Consider the following 22,299-nt stretch of genomic DNA (forward strand, 5'->3'; position numbering starts at 1 on the left):
AGACGATCCTGTCAAGAGTCGGGGAGGGGTGTTCGGCGACACGGGGCCGGGAACTGGGGCAGGATGCAGGGGTGACCGACGAGGATGGCGACCGGAGCCCGACGGTGGCGGAGGTCACGCCATCGCCGCTGGTCGAAGAGGCAATGAAAAAAGCATCGATCGCCTGGGTGTCGGTCGACGGCGGCCCCGGCCTGGCACTGTGGTGTCTGCCACTGGAGGGCGGCCTCTACGTGGTCAGCGGGCCGGGCGAGCAGCGTGCCCCCGGGCTCTCCGACGCGACCACCGCGACCGTCACGCTGCGCGGGGACCACGGTGGGCAGATCGTGACCTGGCCGGCGGAGGTGACCCGGCTCGTTCCGGGCACCGAGCAGTGGGAGGCGAATGCCCCGCTGGTGGCCGCGAAGCGGCTGAACGCGGCCGGCACGGCCGCACAGTTGGTCGAGCGTTGGGCGGCGGACGGGTGCGCGTTGAACCGGCTGGCACCGGCCGGTGTCCCGCTCGCCGAGGGCGGCTCACTGCCGGCCGGGTCGGGGGCCGAGGTGCCGAGGGAGTCGCCGGCCGTACGTCAGACCCGCAAGCCGTTCCGCCTGCACCGGGTCCGTCGCCGCCGTTGATCGCCGGACGCCCCGGCCAGCCCGACAGACGCGCGCCACGCGTCCGGGCTGAAGGTCAGTCTCGCAGTCGACATGGACGTGCCGTCGAACGAGGCTGAAAATTCCAAGAGGGAACTGTTACCAACAGGGGAACGGCTGCGGGGCCGGGATATGACTTGTCAAACCCGTACATGGAAAAACATGTAGCTACACGTTCTTCCATGTACGGGTTTGGTAAGTCATGCCGCCGGCATCCCCGGCCGGGTGTCGCGGTCCGACGGCAACGCGATCACACGAACGTCAACCCACGAACCTCGGTCAGCCGACGAAGGGTGGGACGGTGATCTGGCCGCTGGCGATGGCGACCACCTGACCGGCGACGGTGGCGCCGAGCGCGACCCCACCGGCCGCCGTGACCGTGCACTCGAGCAGGCACGGCCGCTCGATCTCCACCCCCTGCCGCACCGTGTACGACGACTGCCCGTCCGGCGCCAGCAGACCGCTGGTGACCAGCCACACCCCGAGGCCGAGGGCGGCCGAACCGGTGCCCGGATCCTCCGGCACGCCGACGCCGGGCGCGAAGACCCGGGCGTACGCGGTCCGCTCCTCCGGCCGCCAGGCGAAGACACTGAGGTGCTCGACCCCGGCGCGTACCGCCGCCGGGGCGTTGAGCACCACCCGGGGCAGCGCCTCCGGTCGTACGGAAAGGTAGGGGAACTCCAATCCGCAACCGGCCACCCGGGGTGCCGGTCCGACGAAGTCCTCGGCGGTCAACCCGACCATCGCCAGCAACGGTTCCACGTCGAGTTCCGGCCCGAGGGTCGGTCCCGCCCCGGTGACCGTGGCCCGGTCGTCGGTTACCTCGATCGGCAGCAGGCCGGCGCCGCACTCCTGGATCACCTGGCCGGAGCCGTACCAGCCACGGCGGCCGGCGGTCACCGCGGCGCCGATGCTCGGGTGCCCGGCGAACGGCAGTTCCCGCTCCGGGGTGAAGATCCGCGCCCGGTACGTCGCGGTGTCGGCGCTCGACGGCAGCACGAACACCGTCTCGGAGAGGTTGAACTCCCGCGCGATGATCTGCATCTGCTCGGTGGCCAGTGCCTGCCCGTCGAAGACGACCGCGAGCGGGTTGCCGGCGAACGGGCGGTCGGTGAAGACGTCAACGATCTCGTACGCCAAGGTCGACATGTTGATAAACACTAGGCGCATAGGCTGGCTCACGTGACCACGCCGACCCGGGTGTACATCGCCCGTCTTGCCGGACTGGCCGTCTACGACCCCAACGGGGACCAGGTCGGCCGGATTCGGGACGCCGTGGCACGCCTGCGGACCACCAGCCGCAACCCCCAGGTTGTCGGGCTGGTGGCGGAGCTGGCGATGCGCCGACGGATCTTCCTCTCGATCAACTGGATCACCACCATCGACGCGGAATCGGTGCTGTTGGCCAGCGGCACACTCAACCTGCGTCGGTTCGAGAAACGCCCGAACGAGCTGCTGGTGCTCGAAGACCTGCTGGACCGCCGGGTGGTGATCGAGCCGACCGGCCGACCGGGCACGGTGGTGGACGTGGCGATGGAGTCGAACCGCCAGGGCGAGTGGTCCCTGACCCGGGTCGCCGTACGCGAGCAGACCAGCCGGCTCAGCCGCCGGGGCCACCTGCACCAGCTCGACTGGGACCGGGCCGGCGGCCTGCTCGGGCTGCCGGAGACCCGGGGCACCGCCAACCTGCTCTCGGTGCTGGAGAACATGCGCCCCGCCGACCTGGCGAACGCGCTCCAGGACCTGCCCGACGCCCGCCGCAACGAGGTCGCCGCCGCGCTCGACGACGCCCGCCTGGCCGACGTGCTCGGTGAGCTGCCCGAGCACGACCAGGTGGAGATCCTGGCCGGGCTGGACCGGGAGCGGGCCGCCGACGTGCTGGAGGAGATGGACCCGGACGACGCCGCCGACCTGCTCAACGAGTTGCCGCCACCGGAGCAGGACATCCTGCTCGACATGATGGAGCCGGACGAGGCCGACCCGGTCCGCCAGCTCCTGAAATACCAACCCGGGACCGCCGGCAGCCTGATGACCTCGGAACCGGTGATCCTGCCGCCGGACGCCACGGTCGCCGAGGCGCTGGCCCGCATCCGCGAGCCGCAGCTCTCCCCCGCCATCGCCGCCCAGGTCTTCGTCGTACGCCCACCGATGGCCACGCCGACCGGCCGCTACCTCGGCATGGTGCACTTCCAGCGGCTGCTCCGCGAGCCACCGGCCGAACTGATCGGCAGCATGTTGATCAACGACATCGACCCGTTGCAGCCGACCACTCCGCTGCCCGAGGTGACCCGCCGGATGGCCACCTACGACCTGGTCGCCTTTCCGGTGGTCGATCCGTCCAGCCGGCTGGTCGGTGCGGTGACCGTGGACGACGTACTCGACCATTCGCTGCCGTCTGACTGGCGTGACCGGGACACGGCCCTGAGCCCGACGACGGCCGCCGTACGGGCCGGCTCCGGCAGTGCCGCACAGGCCACTCCTGGCGGCCGTGAACAGGGCGCTCCCGGCGGCGGCTCGGTCAACGGTCGGGCGAGCGATTCGACCCTGGCTGGCGACGATGACTGAGCCACGCCGGCTGGAACGGCTCGACCAGCCCCGCGAACCGCGTCGGCTCCGGCTGCCCCGGTTCGACCCGGAGGCGTTCGGCCGCTGGTCCGAGGGAATCGCCCGGTACATGGGCACGGCGAACTTCATCGTCTACATGACCGTGGTGATCGCACTCTGGCTGGCCTGGAACACACTCGCCCCGGCCGAGCTGCGCTTCGATCCGTACACCTTCACGTTCCTGACCCTGCTCCTGTCGTTGCAGGCGTCGTACGCCGCGCCGCTGATCCTGCTGGCGCAGAACCGGCAGGCGGCGCGGGACCGGCTCGCGGCCGAGGAGGACCGGCGGCGGGCGGCGCTACAGAAGGCGGACACCGAGTATCTGGCCCGGGAGATCGCCGCCCTGCGCATCGCGCTCGGCGAGGTGGCCACGCGCGACTTCCTCCGGTCGGAGCTCGGCCGCCTGGCCGAGGAGTTGGACGAGCACGCGCACCGCCGGCAGCGGTTGGAGCAGCGGCAGTACCGCAAGGACCGGCAACAGCACTCGGGCCGACCGGTGCCGGCCGAGCGCATCGAGGAGCCGCTCGACGAGCTGGACGCCGACTGACCGCCCCGTCGGGACCGGCCGCCGGGATTAGCCACCAGGATTAGTTGCCGGGACCAGCCGTCGGGGCGGCGTGGCCGTTCGGGAGACGCCGCCGCCGCGTTCGCCCCGGCCGGGAAGTCGGCGGAGATCGGCCGCGCGGGGCTGGAAATGGAGCCGCGCGCCTCAAGGGGCTAGGCGCGCGGCGTACCGCAACGATCGTTACACCCGGACCGGTACGGCGTCCATCCTCGAATCGGTGCATCCACATCCCTCACCGGGTTCGGCGCGCGCCCGTGCCCGGTTAGGAAGGGCCCCTTCCTATACAAAATGCGATAACAAGGGGCCCTTCCTTACCTGGGTCGGTGACAGTGGGTGGGCGGGAGCGGTACGGGGGGAATGGGGGGCGACGTACGATGGGGGTCATGTCAGCACCCGTCAGCACCGTCGAGGAAGCGGTCCAGGCCGCCCTGGCCACCGTCGACGACCCGGAGATCCGCCGTCCGATCACGGAGCTCGGCATGGTGCGCTCCGCCGTGGTCGGCCCGGACGGTTTGGTACGCGTCGAACTCCTGCTCACCGTGGCCGGCTGTCCGTTGCGGGACAAGCTGCGTACGGACATCACCTCCGCCGTCGGCGCCGTACCGGGCGTGACCGGGGTGGAGATCGACTTCGGGGTGATGACCCCGGAGCAACGGCAGTCGCTCCAGCAGCGGCTGCGCGGCGGCGGTCCGGCGGCCGAGGAGCCGGTGGTCCCGTTCGCCCAGGCCGGCAGCCGGACCCGGGTGTACGCGGTGGCCAGCGGCAAGGGCGGCGTGGGCAAGTCCAGCGTCACCGTCAACCTGGCCGCTGCCCTGGCCGCCAAGGGCCTGAACGTCGGTGTGGTCGATGCCGACATCTACGGCCACTCGGTGCCCCGGATGCTCGGCACCGAGGCCCGGCCCACCCGGGTCGAGGACATGATCATGCCGCCGCAGGCGCACGGCGTGAAGGTGATCTCGATCGGCATGTTCACCGACGGGAACGCCGCCGTGGTCTGGCGGGGTCCGATGCTGCACCGGGCGTTGCAGCAGTTCCTGGTCGACGTCTACTGGGGCGACCTGGACGTGCTCCTGCTCGACCTGCCGCCGGGCACCGGTGACGTGGCCATCTCGCTGGCCCAACTCCTGCCGAACGCCGAGATCCTGGTGGTCACCACGCCGCAGACGGCCGCCGCCGAGGTGGCCGAGCGGGCCGGGGCGATCGCCCTGCAAACCCACCAGCGTCTGGTCGGCGTGATCGAGAACATGTCCTGGCTGGAGCTGCCCGACGGGTCCCGGATGGAGGTCTTCGGGTCCGGTGGCGGCACGGCGGTGGCCGAGTCGCTCACCCGGGTGGTCGGTGCGCAGGTTCCGCTGCTGGGTCAGGTCCCGCTCGACACCCGCGTACGCGAGGCCGGTGACCGGGGCAACCCGATCGTGCTGGCCGAGCCGTCGGCACCCGCCGCGGTGGCGCTCAACGCGGTCGCCGACCGGCTCGCGGTCCGCCGGGAGTCGCTGATCGGCAAGTCACTGGGACTGCGTCCCGCCGGCCGCTGACCGGTCAACCCCGCGCCACGCGGACCGGTCAACGCAACTCACCCCCGCACCACGACACCACGGTCCCGTCCGCCGGCCGCACCGGCGAGCGGGACCGCTGTCGTTCGGCGGTTTTGACGTACGGGGATCAGGTCGCGTCGTCGTACGAGCGCGGCTGCGCGGTGGCCGAGGGGGTGCCGGCAGCGGGGCCGGTGGCGGCCGGCGCGGTGGTGTCGGCACCACTCGCGGTCGCCGCCCGGGAGCCGGAGCGCAGGTCGGTCGCCGAGGCGACGTCCTTCAGCTCGTCGTGTACGCCGCTGAGGTCGGACTTCACGTTCTCGTAGAGCCCCTGCAACGGCTTGCGGAGCGCCGCCTCGTCGTCCTCGCTGAGCAGGTGCTTGCGGATGAACGCCTTCGGGTGCAGATCCTCGAGCTGAATGTCGGTGCCCAGCTCACGGCTCAGGTCACCGGTCGCGTTGCTGGCCATCTGGCGCAGGTTGCGCAACATTCGCAGGCCATCGTTGATCACATTCGGCAGCTTGTCACCGAAGATCAGCAGCGCGAGGAGCAACAGCGCGCCGATCTCCCACCAGTTCAGGTTGTCGAACACCCCGCTGCCTCCTCGTGCCGGTCCCCGGCAAGACTACGCACGCCAGGGCCGGATCCGGCAGGGGGTTCGGGAGACCTACTTCGCATCCGCCGCAAGGGTCACCGAGGCTTTCTGCCGATCGGTGCCGCGCCGGTACTCGACGGTCACTACCGAACCCGGCGCGTATTTGCGGACCAACGCGATCAAATCAGTTGGTTCCTCCAGCACCCGGCCGTCCAGCCGGAGCAGCACGTCACCGGTCCGCAGACCGGCACCGGCCGCCGGCCCGGCCGGGTCGACGGCGGCGATCCGTACGCCGCCCTCCGCGCCGGCCCCAGCGCCGCCGACCTGGGCACCGATCACCGTACGGCGCGCCTTGCCGGTGTCGATGATCTCCTGTGCGACTCGCTTCGCCTGGTTGATCGGGATGGCGAAGGCAAGACCGATGTTGCCCGCCGCCGACTCGTCCACCGCCAACGACTTGATCACCGAGTTCACGCCGATCACCCGGCCCGCGCCGTCCACCAGCGGGCCGCCGGAATTGCCCTGGTTGACCGCCGCGTCGGTCTGGATCGCCGCGTAATACCGCACCTGCCCGCCCGGCTCACCGGCGCTGATCGTCCGGTCCAGGGCGCTCACGATGCCCGCCGTCACGGTGTTGGCCAGGGCCAACGGCGTCCCGAAGGCCAGCACCGGGTCACCGACCGCGATCGACTCGGAGTCGCCGAACTCGACCGGCGTCAGACCGGACCGGGAGACCTTGATCACCGCGAGGTCGGACTCCGGGTCCTTGCCGACCACGGTGGCGGACTCCACCGAGCCGTCGTTGAAGGCCACGGTCGCGCGTCCGCTGCTCGCCTCCACCACGTGGTCGTTGGTGATCACGTAACCGTCGGCGGTCACCACGAAGCCGGAGCCGACGCTCGAACCGCCGCCGCCGTTGACCCGTACGGTCACCACGCTGGGCGCCAGCCGCTGGGCCACCCCGGCCAGGGTGTCCGGCCGGCGCTGCTGCATCGGCGCCGGCTCACCGCCCTGAGCGCCCAACACCGTGCCGCCGCCAGCCCCGCCCCGGGCGGCGAAGGCAAACCCGAGCGCACCGCCGAGGGCACCGGCCAGCAGCGCGGTGACGAGCGTGACCAGGAAGATCGGACCGGTGGCACGGGGCCGAGGGACATCCGGGTCGGTGACCGGCTCCGGCAACATGGAAACGGCCAGCGGCGGCGCCTTCACCACCACCTCGGTGTACGTCCCCGGGTTGCGCCACGGGTCGTGCAACGCGTCGGACCACCAGGCGGAGGGTGCCGCGCCTCCGATGCCGCCAGGTCCCGCTGACGGGCCTACCGACGGACCCGGGGCCGGCGGCACGTGTGCCGTCGCCGGGGTTCCGTCGGGCTGGCGCCAGTTCCAGCCGTCGGTCACGTTCGGTGCCCTCCCAGTCCGTCCCGAAAACCGCCCGCCGCCGACGACGGCATGAACCGTCCTCCGGTCGGGCGCGCGGATTTCCGCCTCCAGGATTGCACGGATAGCCGAAGAGCATTCAGTGGTTGGGTCCGGCGTGGACGCGGAACCGGTGGGACGGGTGTCGATCGGCTAGCCACGCCCTTAGGCTCATACCGCAACCGCCCCTGTCCAACCTCGCCGCTCAGCGGAGGTGCCCCATCGCCATGGTCGATCGGTCAGTCGTCACGATGACCGCCCAGACACTCGGATTCGCCGAGGGGTACGTGGCCGAGGACCTCGTCCTGCAAACCGCCCGCAGTCTGGCCCGGGAGGTCGGGCTGCCCGCCATCACGCCCGGTGCCGGTGCCGCGCTGCGACTGCTCGCCGCCGCCGGCAGCGCCCGTTCGGTGGTGGAGATCGGCACCGGCACCGGCGTCAGTGGGCTCTGGCTGCTGCGCGGAATGCGGCCGGACGGCGTACTCACCACCATCGACGTCGAGGTCGAGCACCAACGCATGGCCCGGCGCATCTTCCAGGAGGCCGGGTTCCCGGCTGGACGTACCCGGATCATCACCGGCCGGGCGCTCGACGTCCTGCCGCGACTGGCGGACGGTGTCTACGACCTGGTCTTCGCCGACGCGGACGCGACCGAGTACAGCGCGTGCGTGGAGGCCGCGCTTCGGCTGCTCCGTCCGGGCGGCGCGCTCGTGCTGCACGGCGCGCTGGCCGGCGGGCGGATCGGTGATCCCGCCGCCCGGGACCTGACCACGGTCACCGTCCGCGAGATAGTCAAGGCGGTACGCGAGTCCGACGACTGGATTCCCGCCCTGCTCCCGGCCGGCGAGGGCCTGTTGGCGGCGATCAAGCGGGGCTGAGGCCGGGCGCTATCCCTTCACCGCCTGCGCGGAGTCCCACAGCACGCCCCGGTTCACCCGGTCGGGATGACGCGCGAGCATCGCCTCGTAGAGCTCGACCGCGCTGCCCGTCCGCGCGGTCTCGTTCTGGAAGTCCCGGATGTAGTCGCGGGTCCGGTCGATGTTCTGCGGACCGTCGTCGGTGCCGTCGCGCTTGTGGCCGGCGACCACGTTTTCCGGGTGCAGCGACTCGACGGTGTCCAGGGCGTCGAGCCACGCCTCGGCACCGCCGCCGGTGGACTCGGCGAGGTGCGGGTGGACGTCGTTGTAGACCGAGTCACCGGCGACGACCAGCCCGATCGACGGTACGTAGAGGGCCGTGGTGTCGTCGGTGTCGCTGTGGCCGAGTTCGACCGCGACCAGCCGCTCGCCCTCCAGCAGCAGCGCGTGGTCCGACATCGGTTCGGCGACCACCAACCGCTCGGGAAGCTGGTCCGGGAAACGCGGCCGCCAGTAGCCGTCGAGCTGTTGCGGCGCGCACTGCACGCGCATCCGCCGCACCACCCGGACGGTTGCCACCATCTTGGCCTCGGGGAAGCGGTCCAGGACGACCGAGGCACCGAAGAAGTGGTCACCGTGACCGTGGGTGATGTAGATCGTGGTCAAATTCTTCCCGCTGGCCGCCACCCACTCGGCCAGGTCCCGCGCCTCGTCTGCCGTCATCAGCGCGTCGACCAGGATCGCGTCCCGCTCTCCGTGGACCAGGGTGGCGGTGGTGGGCGACCAGTTCCGCACCTTCTCACCCGGCGCCAAACTGTCGGAGACGACCGGCTTCGGCGGCGCGACGAAGGTCGAGTATCCAAGCGATGGCATCTTCCAGTCCCCCCGGTTGTCCCGCCGCTGCGGCGCCGAAGCCGACCCACCACCACACATAACCACCCGTGACGGGTTCCTCGTGGCGCAACGGGACACACCAGGCGGATAACCGGCCGCCCTCCGGTCCTGGCCGGGTTTGCCGGCTAGGCCAGGCCGCCCAGCCAGCGCAGCAGCGTCCGGACGCCGTAGCCGGTGGCCCCCTTGGCCAGCACGCCGTCGTTCCCCTCGGCCCACGACGGCGCGGACATGTCGATGTGCACCCAGCGGTCGCGCAACGCCCCGGTGAACTCGCGCAGGAAGAGCGCGGCGGTCACCGAGCCGGCACCGGTGGCCGGCGCGCTGTAGAGGTCGGCGATGTCGCTGCCGAGGTACTCGACGTAGTCGTTCGGCAGTGGCATCCGCCAGGCCAGCTCACCGGCCTGCCGACCGGCGTCGATCAACGCCTCGGCCAGCTCGTCGTTGTCGCTGTAGAGGGCGCCGTGCCGCTTGCCGAGCGCCACCGCGTTGGCGCCGGTGAGGGTGGCGACGTCGACCAGCAGGTCCGGCGCCAGCCGTTCCACCGCGTACGCGAGCGCGTCGGCGAGCACCAACCGTCCCTCCGCGTCGGAGTTGGTCGTCTCGCTGGTGAGCCCGCCGTAGTGCGTCACCACGTCACCGGGGCGGAACGCCGAGCCGCTGACCATGTTCTCGGCCAGCGGGGCCAGGGCGGTGATCCGCACCGGCAGGCGCAGGGCGGCGGCCCCGATGGTGGTGGCGAGGACGGCGGCGGCACCGGCCATGTCCTTGCGCATCAGCTTCATCGCCTCGCGCGGCTTGATCGAGATGCCGCCGGTGTCGAAGGTGATGCCCTTGCCCACCAGCACCACGTGGGTACGCGCGTCGGCCGGTTGCCAGGTCAGTTCGACCAGGCGCGGACCGGTGGCCGAGCCCGCCCCGACGGCCAGGATGCCGCCGAAGCCCTCGGCGGCCAGTTCGGCCGGCTCGCGGACCCGGACGGTCAGCTCGGGGTGCTCCGCCGCCAGGGCCACCACCTGGTCGGCGAGCCACCCGGGCGACTTCACCGAGGAGGGCGTGTTGGTCAGGTCACGGGCGAGGCGGGTGGTCCGGGCGGTCACCTCGGCGGCGACCAGGGCGGTCCGGTGAGCTTCCGGGTCGGCGACCGCGACCAGCACCTCACCGAGCGTGCCGGCCTCGTCGCCGGCCCCGGACGGGTCGGGTAGCCGGAACCGGTACGAGGCGAGCCAGAGCCCCTCGGCCAGCCCCCGTACCGCCTCGGCGGTGACATCGGAGGGCATCGCTATAGTGATCGAAGTCTCACGGGCGGCGGCGCGGGCGATTGCCGCTCCGGCACTGCGCCAGCCGCTCTCGTCCCCGCTGCCCACACCGGCCAACAGCAGCCGGGCGGGCTCGCGCAGCGGTCGGACCGAGAGGTGGGTGGACCCGGCGGAGCCGGTCAGCTCGACCAGCGGCAGCAGCGCGGTGGCCTCGGCGACCAGGTCGGCCGGTACCGCCAGGGTGGTCGGCGCCAGCTCGGCTACCGGGGCGTCGCCGGTGCCGCCCGAGGTGTCGTCGGCGCTACTCAGGGTGGTACCCGGGGCGGTGCCGTTCGGGTCCGTACCACCGGCGGTCGGGGTGACCGGGCGGACCGGCAGAACGAGGGCGTCGAACCCGGTGGGATCGGCGACGAGACGGATGCTGAGCACGCCGACCGTACCTCCAGTAGATCTTGACAGGGGTGGGCCGCGCCGCACGGAGCGCGCTCACGGCCGGTATGACGTGCTGGGCCGCCGGCGTGACCGGCGGCCCAGCACGGCCGAAGGTCCGGGCACGCGGCGCGCCCGGACCTTCGTCTGGTCACTCAGCCCGCGGCGGCCTTCAGCGCGTCACCGAGCGCGTTGGCCTCGTCTGGAGTCATCTCGACGACGAGCCGGCCACCACCCTCCAGCGGAACCCGCATGACGATGCCCCGGCCCTCCTTGGTGACTTCCAGCGGACCGTCGCCCGTCCGCGGCTTCATCGCCGCCATGTTGTCTCCCCTCAGACCTTCACCAGGGTCGGTGGGTTGCCCCACGTCTACTTCGTCGACATCACCGCGCTCACGGCCCGCGGTGCCGACCAACGATTTTCCCTGATGAACACCGCCGGACCCAAACCGAACCAGCAACGCTGTAACAGCGTCTAGCATATCTTGCGAGAGGCTGTCACAATGTGCGGTCATGCAGGCACGGTCGGCACTCTTCGACCTGTACGGCGACTATCTGCGCGCCCGGGGTGGCCGCGCACCGGTCGCCGCCCTGGTCAAGCTTCTCGCACCGCTCGGGATCGCGCCACCGGCGGTACGGACAGCGGTCTCCCGCATGGTCCGTCAGGGCTGGCTGTATCCGGCCCGGCTCAGCTCCGGTCCCGGCTACCTGCTGAGTCCCAAGGCCAACCGACGACTGGACGAGGCAGCAGCTCGAATCTACCGCACCGGCAAGATCGGCTGGGACGGACGGTTCGATCTGATCGTGCTTCGCCCACCGGCGGCCCGCCGGGACCGGCAACGCCTCGACACCAGCCTCGCCTACCTCGGTTACGGCATGCTCGACGAGCAGACCTGGGTCGCTCCCCGCCCAGGCGAGGAGGTGGACGCTCTGCTCAGCGAGGCCGGTGTCCGGTTCGAGCGGTTCTCCGCCGCCCACGCCGCCGGCACGCCGGGCGCGATGGGGCTGGTACGCCAGGCCTGGGACCTCGACGAGATCGGCCAGGCGTACGAGGGATTCGTCACCGAACAGCGGAGCCTGCTCAGCGCGGTGACCGTACGCAGTGGCGACGAGGAGGCGTACGCGGCCCGCTTCCGCCTCGTGCACGCCTGGCGTACCTTCCTTTTTCGGGACCCGCAGCTCCCCCCGGCGCTGCTACCGGAACGGTGGCCCGGCACCAGCGCGGCCGCCTTCTTCGACCGGCACGCCGCCCGCCTCCGTCCCGCCGCCGACCGCTACGTCGAGCACTGTCTCGACGCCAGCGGCAAGCTCCTCCGACAGAAAGGCCCGTAGAGATCGTGACCGAGCCGTTGCTCATCGAGCGTGACGACGCCGTCGTCACCCTGACCCTCAACCGCCCCGAGGCGATGAACGCGCTCGACGTGCCGCTCAAGGTGGCGCTCCGCGACACCCTGGCGATGCTGGAGACCGACCGGAGCTGCCGGGCGGTGGTGCTGGCTGGCGCCGGACGGGCCTTCTGCGCCGGCCAGGACCTGCGCGAACACGTCGAGACGCTGCACAGCGGCCGACCCGACCCGCTCGGCACCGTACGGTCCCACTACAACCCGATCGCCGCCCGGCTGGGCAACCTGCCCAAACCGGTGGTGGCCGCCGTACGCGGCATGGCCGCCGGGGCGGGCGCCTCGCTGGCCTTCCTCTCCGACTTCCGGGTCGGCGGCCCGGGGACCAGCTTCCTGATGGCCTTCGCCAAGGTCGGCCTCGCCGCCGACACCGGCGCCTCCTGGTCGCTGCCCCGCCTGGTCGGCCACGCCAAGGCGGTCGAGCTGCTGATGCTCGCCGAGTCGGTGCCGGCGCCCGAGGCGAACCGGCTGGGCCTGCTCACCAAGTTGGTCGACAACGACGAGGACGTGCTCCCGGCCGCGCAGGAGCTGGCCGCCCGGCTCGCCGCCGGACCGACGGTGGCGTACGGGGCGATCAAGCGGCAACTCTCGGTCGGCGACGCCGGGACGCTCTCCGAGGCGCTCGCGGCCGAGGCCCAGGCGCAGTCGATCTGTGGCGCGACCGAGGACCACCGGACCGCCACCGACGCCTTCGTCAACAAGCAGCGCGCGGCCTTCGTCGGCCGCTGACCCGCCTCCTGCTGGCCGGATCAGTCGTCGTCCTCCTCCGGGTCCTGGTTGGCCTCCACCCCGAGCACGAACGCCTGCATGGCCAGCTCGTTGCCAGCCGGCGAGACAAAGGTGGGAAGTTCCCGTGGGCCGAGTTCGCGCACGTAGGACCAGAAGATCTGGACCGCCTCGGCCGGTGACGCCGCCTCGATCGGCAGGTCCAGGCTGACCAGCCAGGTGCTGCGATCGGGCGTCGGGCCGATCCGGTCGGCCAGCGCCCGGTAGGTCGCCGGGTCGACCGGGGTCAGCGGCCCGTCGAGGTCGAGCTGGTCGGCCTCGACCGGGCTGTCGAAGATCCGTCGGGCGTACGTCACCACCAGCCCGCCGAACCCGTTGCCCGCCAGCGGGTCGTCCGGGTCCCGATCCAACTCGTACGGACCGATTCGGCCCACCGCCACCAGCAGCGGAACGTCGCCGTCACGCACCACCAGCACCGGGTCGCCGGTGGCCGGGCGGTGCCGCCCGTCCAGTCCGGTGAGCTCCAGGGTCTCGTGGTGGAAAAGCCGCTCTGCCTCGTACCGCTCGTCGGTGATGACCACCGCCCAGGCGCTCATGTACGCGCCCCGTTCGCCTGCCCCATGGCCCCTATCCCATCACGGCGGTGATCGGCGGCTCGGAACGACCGGTCGGGTCGGCCACCGTGACGCCCCTGGTCGGGTCGGCCGCCGTGCCGACCCCGATCGGGTCGGCCACCGTGGCGATCCCGGTTCGGCGGGCGTGGCAGCCGAGCAGGTGGTCGTCGACCATCCCGGTCGCCTGCATCAGCGCGTACGCGGTGGTGGGGCCGACGAACCGGAAGCCGCGCCGCTTGAGCTCCTTGGCCAGGGCGGTCGACTCCGGCGTACGGGCCGGGACGTCGGCGAGGGAGCGCGGCTGGACCGGCCGGGCCGCCCCGGCAAAGCTCCAGAGCAGCGCGGAGAGCCCGTCCGGCAGGTCGAGTGCGGCGCGGGCGTTGTTGATCGCCGCCTCGATCTTGCTGCGATTACGGACAATAGCGGCATTCTCCAGCAGGCGATCCACGTCCGACTCGCCATAACCGGCGACGGTCTCCAGGTGGAACCGGTCGAACGCGACCCGGAACGCCTCCCGCTTGCGCAGGATGGTCAGCCAGGACAGCCCGGACTGGAACGCCTCCAGGCAGAGCCGCTCGAAAAGGGCGTCGTCGCCGCGCAGCGGCCGACCCCACTCCTCGTCGTGGTAGAGCGCGTAGTCGGGGGTGCTGGCGCCCCAGCCACACCGGGCCAGGCCGTCCGAGCCGATCACCAGATCCGTCACGGTCACTACCGTAGGTCAGCCCGCCGGCCGCCGCTAACCCGCCGACACCGCCGTGATCAGGGCAACTGCCCGCTTTCCACCAGCCGGGCGAACCGCCTGAGCGCCTGGCCGAGACTAATCTTGGAGCCGGGCCAGAGCACCGGCCAGGCCCATCGGCCCACGGTGCCGCCGGGCAGGTGGAACCACTCGTGCCAGACCACCTGGGTTCGCTCCCGGTCCATCGGGGTGCAGCGGAGCACACCCGGACCACGCAGCAGACGTCCACAGTGCACGACCCGCAGCTCGTACGGGGCGTCGACCCGGACCACTCGCATCTCGTCGCGCAGCACCGCGGGCCCGACCGTGGTGACCGCCTCGACCAGGCTGCCTTCGCCACCGTCGCCCTTCACCACCCGGACCCGGGTGAACGGGATCCAGTCCGACTGCCGCTCCCAGGCGGTGAAGCCGGCGAACACCGTCGCAGCCGGGGCCCGGACGATCACCGTCGCGGTGACCTCGCCGGCACCCGGCTGTGCCACCTCGTCACAGCCGTCGGGAACCTCCGACCCGGTCACCCGCGCTCCGTACGCAACGCCTGCCCGCCACCCTCGGACCGGACCGTCGCCGGCTCTTCCGGGGCCTCGGCCGGGCCGCCGTCGACCTCACCGGCGCCGGACGTGGCCGTCCCAGCACCGGAGGTGGCCTTCCCGGCACCGGGGCTGACCCCGTCCCCCGCCGTCGCCGTCGCCGTCGCCGTCGCCGAATCAGCCTTGTCCTTCCCCGTCCCGGTGGCGACCTCGTTCTTTTCCGGTTGGGCGATGATTCCGGTCTTCTCCGTCCCGGCGGCAACCCCGTCCTTCTCCGTCCCGGCGGCGACCCCGTCCTTCTCCGGTTGGGCGTCGGCACCGTCGACACCGGGACGTCGCACGGCCCCGTCCGCCGCCGAGGCCGAACCGGTCGTATCGGTGGCATCCGTCGCAGCGGTGGTATCGGTGGCGTCGGTGGCGTCGGTGGCCGTGGTCGCGGTGGCGGGCGCGAGCGCCGCCAGGCGGGCCTGGCGCAGCGCCTCGGCATCCGCGCTGCGGCCCTCACGCAACGCCGTCACCTCCGCCTCCAGTACGCCGATCAGCTCGTCCTTGTAGCCGATGTCGTAGGCCGCGCGCTGAAACGCCTGGTCGACCTGACTCATCCGGTACCCGCGCAGAGCGGTGTCGAACCGCAGCTCGCTTACATCGGACTCCGCCAATGGCCGACTGGTCGGCAGCGGCATCGCACGACCATCCGGCTCGGCCGGCGTCATGCCCGGATCGCTGCCCGTGAGCAGCACGGTCACGCCGAAGACAACCGCTGCGGCGGTCAGCGCCACAACCAGGAGGAGGAGAAACTGGCCCATAGAAGGATCGTGTCACGGCGGGCCCGGCCGGGCGACCCCGCCACCCCGCCGGGACTCCCGTCGCCGCCGCGGACCCACCGCCGGTTAGCGTCGTGGCGACGGCGGATCGGATTCGAGGAGGCTCTGCGGTGCAGCGGACGCTACGACTGGGTGGGCAGTCCTTCGCCCCGGAGGAGCTGATCGTGATGGCGATCGTGAACCGTACGCCCGATTCCTTCTTTGACCGGGGTGCGACGTACGCGGCCGACGCCGCGCTGCGGGCGGTGGAGCAGGCGGTGGCCGAGGGCGCTCGGATCATCGACATCGGCGGGGTCAAGGCCGGTCCCGGGGCGGATGTCGGGCCGGCCGAGGAGATCCGCCGTACGGTGGCCACCATCGCCGCCGTACGGGCCGCCTTCCCGGACGTGGTGATCTCGATCGACACCTGGCGGGCCGAGGTGGCGGTCGAGGCGGTGGCCGCCGGTGCGGACCTGCTCAACGACACCTGGTCCGGAGCCGATCCCGCACTCGCCCAGGTCGCCGCCGACACCGGTACGGGCCTGGTCTGCTCGCACGCGGGCGGGCTGGCACCGCGTACCCGGCCGCACCGGGCGGGCTTCGACGACGTGGTGGCCGATGTCGTGTCCACCGTCACCGGGCTGGCCGACCGGGCGGTCGCCCTCGGGGTACGGCCGGACGGCATCCTGATCGACCCGGCCCACGATTTCGGCAAGAACACCCGGCACTCGCTGGAGACCACCCGGCGGCTCGACGAACTGGCCGCTACCGGCTGGCCGGTGCTGGTCGCCCTGTCGAACAAGGATTTTGTCGGCGAGACCCTGGACCTGCCGGTGGACGAGCGGCTGGAGGGAACGCTGGCCGCGACGGTGGTCTCGGCGTGGCTGGGCGCCCGGGTTTTCCGGGCCCACCAGGTACGCCAGACCCGCCGCGCGCTCGACATGGTCGCCTCGATCCGGGGCGACCGCGCGCCGACCGTCTCCCGCCGCGGCCTCGCCTGAAAGCCCGCCCCCCCATCGCGCCAGAGCCGCCCCGCAGCGGGGTTAGGAGGGGGCCCTTCCTATACCGAAAGCGATAACAAGGGGCCCTTCCTTACACCTCAGTCGGTCCAGCGGAGGATGTTCTTGCGCCAGGCGTAGAGGATGCCGAGCGCCAGCACCGCGACGAAGATCGCCATCTCGACGACCGTCACCAGGCCGAAGCCGGGCCGGTCGAAGACAACCGCCCAGGGGAAGAGAAAAACCGCCTCGACCGCGAAGAGCACGTAGAGGTAGGCGTAGACGTAGTAGCGGATCTGCACCTGGGCCCAGCCGCTGCCGACCGGGTCGACGCCACTCTCGTAGGTGGCCCGCTTGCCGGGCGGGTCGGCGGGGTTGGCCGGGCGGAGCAGCCGGTTGGCCGAGAAGGCGCCGACGAAGACCAGGACGCTCGCGAGCAACAGGAGCCCGAGCGTCGCGTACGACCCGAGGTAGCCGCTCATGCGCGGCAGCCTACCCGTACCGGCCGGTGGTCAGGGCCGACCCGAGCCGAGCAGCCGGCGACCGTACCGGCGGCGGGCCTCGCGGGTGGAGACGCCGAGCGCCAGCGCGATCTGTTCCCAGTCGAGGCCGGCGTTGCGGGCGCGCCGCACCTGGAGCGCCTCGGCCCGCTCCGCCCCGCGGCGCAGATCTCCGGCGGCCCGCAGTGCCCGCCTCGGGTCGTCATCGGGCTGCAACGCGACCTGTGGCATGGAAACCCTCCCCCTCCGTCGTCAACGTACGTTGACGATACCCCTTCCCGTCAACACATGCTGACGCCTGTTCCCGGCCCGTTACTGATTTGTTCCGCGTTGGGTGTGGTGTCCCCGGCCTGGCCACGCCGAATAATGAACCTGGTCAGGGCCGGGGGCGGAGGAACGATGACAGGTGTCGAGTTCGGACGGCGTACTCGCGCGCCCCGGCACACCCGTCCCCGAGCGGTTGCCCCGGCCCGGGTCGGGGTGGTGCCGCCGCTCCTCCTGCTCACCCTGCTCAGCCTCACCGGGGCGATCTCGTCGACGATCGCGGACGCCGGTCATTCCGCCGCCGAGGCGGCGAGCCGGACCGGCCCGGCCGGTGGCCGGCTCCAGCCGGCGGAGCCGGGTAGCGCGGGGACGGCGACCGACGAACCGGAGCCGACGACGCCGCCCTTCACCGAGCCACCGACCGGCACACCCGCGCCCACCACCCCTTCGGACACCGTCGGGCCGAGCAGCGGGCACCCCACGTCGGAGCCGAGTGTCAACACCCCCACACCAGCCGACCCGCCCACCACCGGCGACCCAGACCCCGCCTCGTCGAGCCAGCCGCCCACCACCGTCCCGAGGCCGCCGCAACCGGGACAGCCCCGACTCGGCGTGCTGGTCGCCACCGGCGACGTCACCCTCGGCAGCGGCTACTGGGGCGCACCGAGCACCACCACCGACCTCCAGGTGACCGTCCGCAACACCGGCGAGACGGGGCAGCTCCTCCGGATGCGTTACACGCTGCCGCCAGGCGTCACGGACGCGGGCACCGCCGGCTGCGCGGTGCTCGGGGGCGGGACGTACCGGTGTGCCGCCTGGAGCGTCGGGGCCGGCACCCAGTTCACCACCCGGATCAGGGTGTTGGTCGACGCCGACGCCTGGCAGCGCATGCCGCTCTCCGGCTCGGTACAGGTCACCGCCACCGATCCGACCCGGCCCGACGTACCCGGAATCACCGACGACGAGGGGTTCGCGGTGCTGTTCCCGCCGGGTCCACCAGCCGCCGGCCTGACCCTCTCGGCCGACGAGGTCGGCTTCGACGTGACCGGGCAGCCGGCGACGCTGGTGGCCCGGCTCGGCAACACCGGCACGAGCGACGCCGACGGTTCGATCGAGGTCACCCTGCCGCCCGGCGTCACCGTACCCACTCCGCCGCCCGGCTGCCGGTCGACGGCACCGGACCCGCGCGACCCCGCGCCGACCGACCCGGAGCGCGGTGGCACGACGCACGTCGGTTGCGACCTGGGCCGGGTGCCGGCGGGCCGGACGGTGACCGTACGGATGCCGGTCGCCGCGACCCCGGCCGCCCAGCGGATGGCACCCCTCTCCGGGGCCGTCGCCGGCACCCTCACCTCGGCACAGGGGCGGACGGGTCGGATGCAGATGAGTTTCCGGATCACGGCGGCGGCCGCGCAGCCGTCGGGGCAGAACGGCGCGGCCCCGACCGGCTCCCAGGGCCTGCTGCCGCTGGTCCGGCCGGTGTCGCAGCCGGACGGTGGGCTCACCGGAGTGAAGCGGACGGCGATCGGGCTGATCGTGGTCTCCGGGCTGCTGGTCGTGCTCGCACTCACCCTGGCCGCCGTGACGTTGCGCCGCCAGTCCCCCTGACCCGGCCGATCCCTGATCCCGCCGGCCCTGCTGACCTGGCCGCCCCCTCACTCTGTTGGCCCTGCTGACCCGGCCGATCCCTGACCCGGCTCGACCCCGATCGGCGTGGCGCCACGCCGGTGTTCGCGCGCCCGGTCGCGGCGACCCGGGCGGTGGTCCGGCGGGCGGTCGGCGGTGGTCCGGCGGGCGGTCGGCGGGCCGGCGCAATCGCCGGTGGCGATCCCGGACCCGGGGCGATGATGGATCGGAAACCGGACCGAAACCCCAGTGATCTGAGTTACGTCAATCGAGTTTGACCCACCAAATGCTGGCAAATGCCCTTTCTTGCCCTTCCCACCGAACGGACCTGGGGGAAGGTTTACCTAACGGTCCGACGTAGGCTCTCGGTTGAGAGACAGTCGGGGAATAGACCGACGACGTACGAACCGCCGCCGGCGACAGGAGGTCACGTGACCAAGCAGGTCCGTCAACTGGATCGGGTGGTGATCCGGTTCGCCGGCGACTCCGGCGACGGGATGCAGCTCACCGGCGACCGTTTCACCTCGGAAACCGCGCAGCTCGGCAACGACATCTCGACCCTGCCGAACTTCCCGGCCGAGATCCGGGCGCCCGCCGGCACCCTGCCCGGGGTGTCGAGCTTCCAGGTGCACTTCGCCGACTACGACATCCTCACCCCGGGTGACGCGCCGAACGTCCTGGTCGCGATGAATCCGGCCGCGCTCAAGGCCAATCTGGCCGACCTGCCCCGGGGCGCGGACATCATCGTCAACACCGACGAGTTCACCCGACGCAACCTGGCCAAGGTCGGTTACGCGGTGAGCCCGCTGGAGGACGGTTCGCTCGACGGCTACGCCCTGCACCCGGTCGCGCTGACCTCGATGACCATCGGCGCGTTGGCCGAGCTGAACGTCTCGAAGAAGGACGCCGAGCGGGCCAAGAACATGTTCGCCCTCGGCCTGCTCTCCTGGATGTACTCCCGGCCGTACGCGTCCACGATCCGCTTCCTCGAGACCAAGTTCGCCCGGCGCCCCGAGCTGATCGCGGCGAACACCGCCGCCTTCAAGGCCGGCTGGAACTTCGGCGAGACCACCGAGGACTTCGGCGTCCGGTACGAGGTCAAGCCGGCCAAGATGAGCCCCGGCAACTACCGCAACATCACCGGCAACGCGGCACTCTCGCTCGGGCTGGTCGCCGCCGGTGTCCGGTCGAAGCTGCCGGTCTTCCTCGGCGCCTACCCGATCACCCCGGCCTCGGACATCCTGCACGAGCTGAGCAAGCACAAGCGGTTCGGTGTCACCACGGTCCAGGCCGAGGACGAGATCGCGGCGATCGGCGCGGCACTCGGCGCGTCGTACGGCGGCGCGCTGGGCGTCACCACCACCAGCGGCCCCGGCGTGGCCCTCAAGGGCGAGACGATCTCGCTCGCGGTGGCCCTGGAGTTGCCACTGGTGATCGTGGACGTGCAGCGGGCCGGCCCGTCCACCGGCATGCCGACCAAGACCGAGCAGGCCGACCTGAACATGGCCCTGTTCGGCCGGCACGGCGAGGCGCCGGTCGCGGTGATCGCGCCCCGGTCCCCGTCGGACTGCTTCCACGCGGCGATCGAGGCGGCCCGGATCGCGCTGACGTACCGCACTCCGGTGATCCTGCTGTCGGACAACTACGTCGCGAACGGCTCCGAGCCGTGGCTGCTGCCCGACGTCGAGTCGCTGCCCGACCTACGGGTCGACTTCGCCACCGAGCCCAACGGCGAGGACGGCACCACCTTCCTGCCGTACCTGCGCGACCCGGTGACCCTGGCCCGGCCGTGGGCCATTCCCGGCACGCCCGGTCTGGAGCACCGGATCGGTGGGCTGGAGAAGGCCGACAAGACCGGCGACATCTCGTACGATCCCGCGAACCACGACTTCATGGTGCGTACCCGGGCGGCCAGGATCGAGGCCATCCCGGTGCCGGACCTGGAGGTGGAGGACCCGGACGGCGACGCGCGGGTGCTCGTACTCGGCTGGGGTTCGACCTACGGGCCGATCGGGGCAGCCTGCCGTGGCCTGCGCCAGCGCGGACTCTCCGTGGCCCAGGCACACCTGCGCCACCTGTCTCCGATGCCGGCGAACCTCGGCGAGGTGCTGCGGGCGTACGACCGGGTGGTCATCCCGGAGATGAACCTCGGTCAGCTCGCACACGTGATCCGGGCCCGCTTCCTGGTCGACGCGATCAGCTACAACCAGGTCCGGGGTCTGCCGTTCACCGCCACCGAGCTGGAGACCATGCTGGAAGAGGTTGTCAAGAATGCCTGAGCCCGTCGCCCTGAAGCTCACCGCCAAGGACTTCAAGTCCGACCAGGAGGTGCGCTGGTGCCCCGGCTGCGGTGACTACGCCATCCTGGCCGCGGTGCAGTCGTTCATGCCGGAGCTGAAGATCCCGCGCGAGCGGACCGTCTTTGTCTCCGGCATCGGCTGCTCCTCCCGCTTCCCGTACTACATGAACACGTACGGGATGCACTCGATCCACGGGCGGGCGCCGGCGATCGCGACCGGCCTGTCGGTCTCCCGGCCGGACCTGTCGGTCTGGGTGGTCACCGGCGACGGTGACGCCCTCTCGATCGGCGGCAACCACCTGATCCACGCGCTGCGCCGCAACGTCAACCTGAAGATCCTGCTCTTCAACAACCGGATCTACGGGCTGACCAAGGGGCAGTATTCTCCCACCTCCGAGGTCGGCAAGATCACCAAGTCGACGCCGGTCGGCTCGGCGGACTCGCCGTTCAACCCGCTCTCGCTGGCGCTGGGCGCGGAGGCGACCTTCGTCGCCCGCACCATCGACTCCGACCGCAAGCACCTCCAGTCGGTGCTCCGGGCGGCGGCCGAGCACGAGGGTTCGGCGTTCGTGGAGATCTACCAGAACTGCAACATCTTCAACGACGGCGCGTTCGACCAGCTCAAGGAGCCGGCGACCCGGGACGACTACCTGATCCGGCTGGAGCACGGACAGCCGATCACCTTCGGTGCCGAGGGCCGGTTCTGCGTCGTACAGACACCGGGCGGCTTCGGCCTGGAGGTCCGGGAGACCGCCTCGGTACGCCCGGAGCAGATCGTGGTCCACGACACCGCCGTGGACGAGCCGGCGTACGCGTTCGCGCTCTCCCGGCTGCCCGGCCTCGACCTGCGTAACACCCCGATCGGGGTGCTGCGCGACGTCTCCCGCCCCTCCTACGACAGCATCGTGCAGGAGCAGGTCGCCACCGCTCGGGCCAGCACCACCGAGACCCCGGAACAGCAGCTCGCCGGCCTGCTCAACAGCGGCGACACCTGGACCATCCTCTGAGGTGTAAGGAAGG

General features: G+C 71.6%; 20 protein-coding genes and 3 pseudogenes. 11 read left to right on the plus strand and 12 right to left on the minus strand.

Annotated features, from left to right (window positions below; genetic code table 11):
- Nucleotides 1-143 precede the first annotated feature (143 nt).
- Nucleotides 144-614, plus strand: a complete 471-nt coding sequence (locus ACI2K4_RS34365) for a hypothetical protein (protein ID WP_404517409.1) — start codon at nt 144-146, stop codon at nt 612-614.
- A gap of 297 nt (nt 615-911) precedes the next feature.
- Here ACI2K4_RS34365 and ACI2K4_RS34370 read toward each other — a convergent pair whose 3' ends face one another.
- On the minus strand, nt 912-1,781 hold the full coding sequence (locus ACI2K4_RS34370) for a PhzF family phenazine biosynthesis protein (protein ID WP_404517358.1): 870 nt from the start codon (nt 1,779-1,781) through the stop codon (nt 912-914).
- Between the two features lie 33 nt (nt 1,782-1,814).
- On the opposite strand from ACI2K4_RS34370, the pseudogene ACI2K4_RS34375 reads away from it, so the two are divergent.
- From ACI2K4_RS34375 to ACI2K4_RS34385, 3 genes and pseudogenes are all read left to right on the plus strand, one after another.
- Nucleotides 1,815-3,074: pseudogene (locus ACI2K4_RS34375) on the plus strand (magnesium transporter MgtE N-terminal domain-containing protein); the annotation flags it as partial.
- Between the two features lie 115 nt (nt 3,075-3,189).
- A complete protein-coding gene (locus tag ACI2K4_RS34380) occupies nt 3,190-3,783 on the plus strand; it encodes a DUF1003 domain-containing protein (RefSeq protein ID WP_404517359.1) in 594 nt (197 codons plus the stop codon).
- 401 nt (nt 3,784-4,184) lie between these two features.
- Nucleotides 4,185-5,336: an Mrp/NBP35 family ATP-binding protein gene (locus ACI2K4_RS34385; protein ID WP_404517360.1), complete on the plus strand. Its 1,152-nt coding sequence runs from the start codon at nt 4,185-4,187 to the stop codon at nt 5,334-5,336.
- A gap of 127 nt (nt 5,337-5,463) precedes the next feature.
- Here ACI2K4_RS34385 and ACI2K4_RS34390 read toward each other — a convergent pair whose 3' ends face one another.
- Both ACI2K4_RS34390 and ACI2K4_RS34395 read right to left on the minus strand, forming a co-directional pair.
- On the minus strand, nt 5,464-5,925 hold the full coding sequence (locus ACI2K4_RS34390; RefSeq protein ID WP_404517361.1) for a preprotein translocase subunit TatB: 462 nt from the start codon (nt 5,923-5,925) through the stop codon (nt 5,464-5,466).
- A 75-nt stretch (nt 5,926-6,000) separates the two neighbouring features.
- Nucleotides 6,001-7,326, minus strand: coding sequence for a S1C family serine protease (locus tag ACI2K4_RS34395; protein ID WP_404517362.1), 1,326 nt, complete (start codon nt 7,324-7,326; stop codon nt 6,001-6,003).
- Nucleotides 7,327-7,631: 305 nt separating this feature from the next.
- Between ACI2K4_RS34395 and ACI2K4_RS34400 the strand changes: the two genes are divergently transcribed.
- Nucleotides 7,632-8,222 (plus strand): O-methyltransferase, encoded by a 591-nt coding sequence (locus ACI2K4_RS34400; protein ID WP_404517410.1) that lies wholly within the window; start codon nt 7,632-7,634, stop codon nt 8,220-8,222.
- A gap of 9 nt (nt 8,223-8,231) precedes the next feature.
- Here the strand turns inward: ACI2K4_RS34400 and ACI2K4_RS34405 are convergent, their stop codons facing one another.
- From ACI2K4_RS34405 to ACI2K4_RS34415, 3 genes are all read right to left on the minus strand, one after another.
- Nucleotides 8,232-9,074, minus strand: coding sequence for an MBL fold metallo-hydrolase (locus ACI2K4_RS34405; RefSeq protein ID WP_404517363.1), 843 nt, complete (start codon nt 9,072-9,074; stop codon nt 8,232-8,234).
- A 146-nt stretch (nt 9,075-9,220) separates the two neighbouring features.
- Nucleotides 9,221-10,780 carry a leucyl aminopeptidase family protein gene (locus ACI2K4_RS34410; RefSeq protein ID WP_404517364.1) on the minus strand — a complete coding sequence of 520 codons (1,560 nt, stop codon included), beginning with the start codon at nt 10,778-10,780 and terminating at the stop codon, nt 9,221-9,223.
- Nucleotides 10,781-10,935: 155 nt separating this feature from the next.
- A complete protein-coding gene (locus ACI2K4_RS34415; protein WP_007455245.1) occupies nt 10,936-11,103 on the minus strand; it encodes a DUF3117 domain-containing protein in 168 nt (55 codons plus the stop codon).
- Nucleotides 11,104-11,293: 190 nt separating this feature from the next.
- Between ACI2K4_RS34415 and ACI2K4_RS34420 the strand changes: the two genes are divergently transcribed.
- Both ACI2K4_RS34420 and ACI2K4_RS34425 read left to right on the plus strand, forming a co-directional pair.
- On the plus strand, nt 11,294-12,112 hold the full coding sequence (locus ACI2K4_RS34420) for a PaaX family transcriptional regulator C-terminal domain-containing protein (RefSeq protein WP_404517365.1): 819 nt from the start codon (nt 11,294-11,296) through the stop codon (nt 12,110-12,112).
- Between the two features lie 5 nt (nt 12,113-12,117).
- The gene (locus ACI2K4_RS34425; protein ID WP_404517366.1) at nt 12,118-12,909 is read left to right on the plus strand and encodes an enoyl-CoA hydratase-related protein; all 792 of its coding nucleotides are present in this window, start codon (nt 12,118-12,120) and stop codon (nt 12,907-12,909) included.
- Nucleotides 12,910-12,929: 20 nt separating this feature from the next.
- Here the strand turns inward: ACI2K4_RS34425 and ACI2K4_RS34430 are convergent, their stop codons facing one another.
- The 4 genes and pseudogenes from ACI2K4_RS34430 to ACI2K4_RS34445 form a co-directional block, all read right to left on the minus strand.
- On the minus strand, nt 12,930-13,502 hold the full coding sequence (locus ACI2K4_RS34430; protein ID WP_404517367.1) for a hypothetical protein: 573 nt from the start codon (nt 13,500-13,502) through the stop codon (nt 12,930-12,932).
- A 163-nt stretch (nt 13,503-13,665) separates the two neighbouring features.
- Nucleotides 13,666-14,223 (minus strand): annotated as a pseudogene (locus tag ACI2K4_RS34435) (DNA-3-methyladenine glycosylase I); the annotation flags it as partial.
- Between the two features lie 56 nt (nt 14,224-14,279).
- On the minus strand, nt 14,280-14,777 hold the full coding sequence (locus tag ACI2K4_RS34440; protein WP_404517368.1) for an SRPBCC family protein: 498 nt from the start codon (nt 14,775-14,777) through the stop codon (nt 14,280-14,282).
- Between the two features lie 473 nt (nt 14,778-15,250).
- Nucleotides 15,251-15,595, minus strand: a pseudogene (locus ACI2K4_RS34445) (DivIVA domain-containing protein); the annotation flags it as partial.
- Between the two features lie 128 nt (nt 15,596-15,723).
- Here ACI2K4_RS34445 and folP point away from each other — a divergent pair.
- A complete protein-coding gene (gene folP / locus ACI2K4_RS34450) occupies nt 15,724-16,593 on the plus strand; it encodes a dihydropteroate synthase (protein WP_404517369.1) in 870 nt (289 codons plus the stop codon).
- 98 nt (nt 16,594-16,691) lie between these two features.
- Here folP and ndhC read toward each other — a convergent pair whose 3' ends face one another.
- Together ndhC and ACI2K4_RS34460 are read right to left on the minus strand one after the other, a co-directional pair.
- On the minus strand, nt 16,692-17,072 hold the full coding sequence (gene ndhC, locus ACI2K4_RS34455) for an NADH-quinone oxidoreductase subunit A (RefSeq protein WP_404517370.1): 381 nt from the start codon (nt 17,070-17,072) through the stop codon (nt 16,692-16,694).
- Nucleotides 17,073-17,102: 30 nt separating this feature from the next.
- Nucleotides 17,103-17,321 (minus strand): helix-turn-helix domain-containing protein, encoded by a 219-nt coding sequence (locus tag ACI2K4_RS34460; protein WP_404517371.1) that lies wholly within the window; start codon nt 17,319-17,321, stop codon nt 17,103-17,105.
- 168 nt (nt 17,322-17,489) lie between these two features.
- Between ACI2K4_RS34460 and ACI2K4_RS34465 the strand changes: the two genes are divergently transcribed.
- The 3 genes from ACI2K4_RS34465 (at nt 17,490) to ACI2K4_RS34475 (ending at nt 22,286) form a co-directional block, all read left to right on the plus strand.
- Nucleotides 17,490-18,962, plus strand: a complete 1,473-nt coding sequence (locus tag ACI2K4_RS34465) for a hypothetical protein (RefSeq protein ID WP_404517372.1) — start codon at nt 17,490-17,492, stop codon at nt 18,960-18,962.
- Nucleotides 18,963-19,411: 449 nt separating this feature from the next.
- Nucleotides 19,412-21,259, plus strand: a complete 1,848-nt coding sequence (locus tag ACI2K4_RS34470) for a 2-oxoacid:acceptor oxidoreductase subunit alpha (protein ID WP_404517373.1) — start codon at nt 19,412-19,414, stop codon at nt 21,257-21,259.
- Entirely contained in the window at nt 21,252-22,286 is a 1,035-nt protein-coding gene (locus ACI2K4_RS34475; RefSeq protein WP_404517374.1) for a 2-oxoacid:ferredoxin oxidoreductase subunit beta, read from the plus strand. Before ACI2K4_RS34470 ends, ACI2K4_RS34475 begins: the two co-directional genes overlap by 8 nt.
- Nucleotides 22,287-22,299: the final 13 nt, after the last annotated feature.

The organism is Micromonospora sp. NPDC050397, assembly GCF_044901685.1.
Lineage (GTDB): Bacteria > Actinomycetota > Actinomycetes > Mycobacteriales > Micromonosporaceae > Micromonospora_G.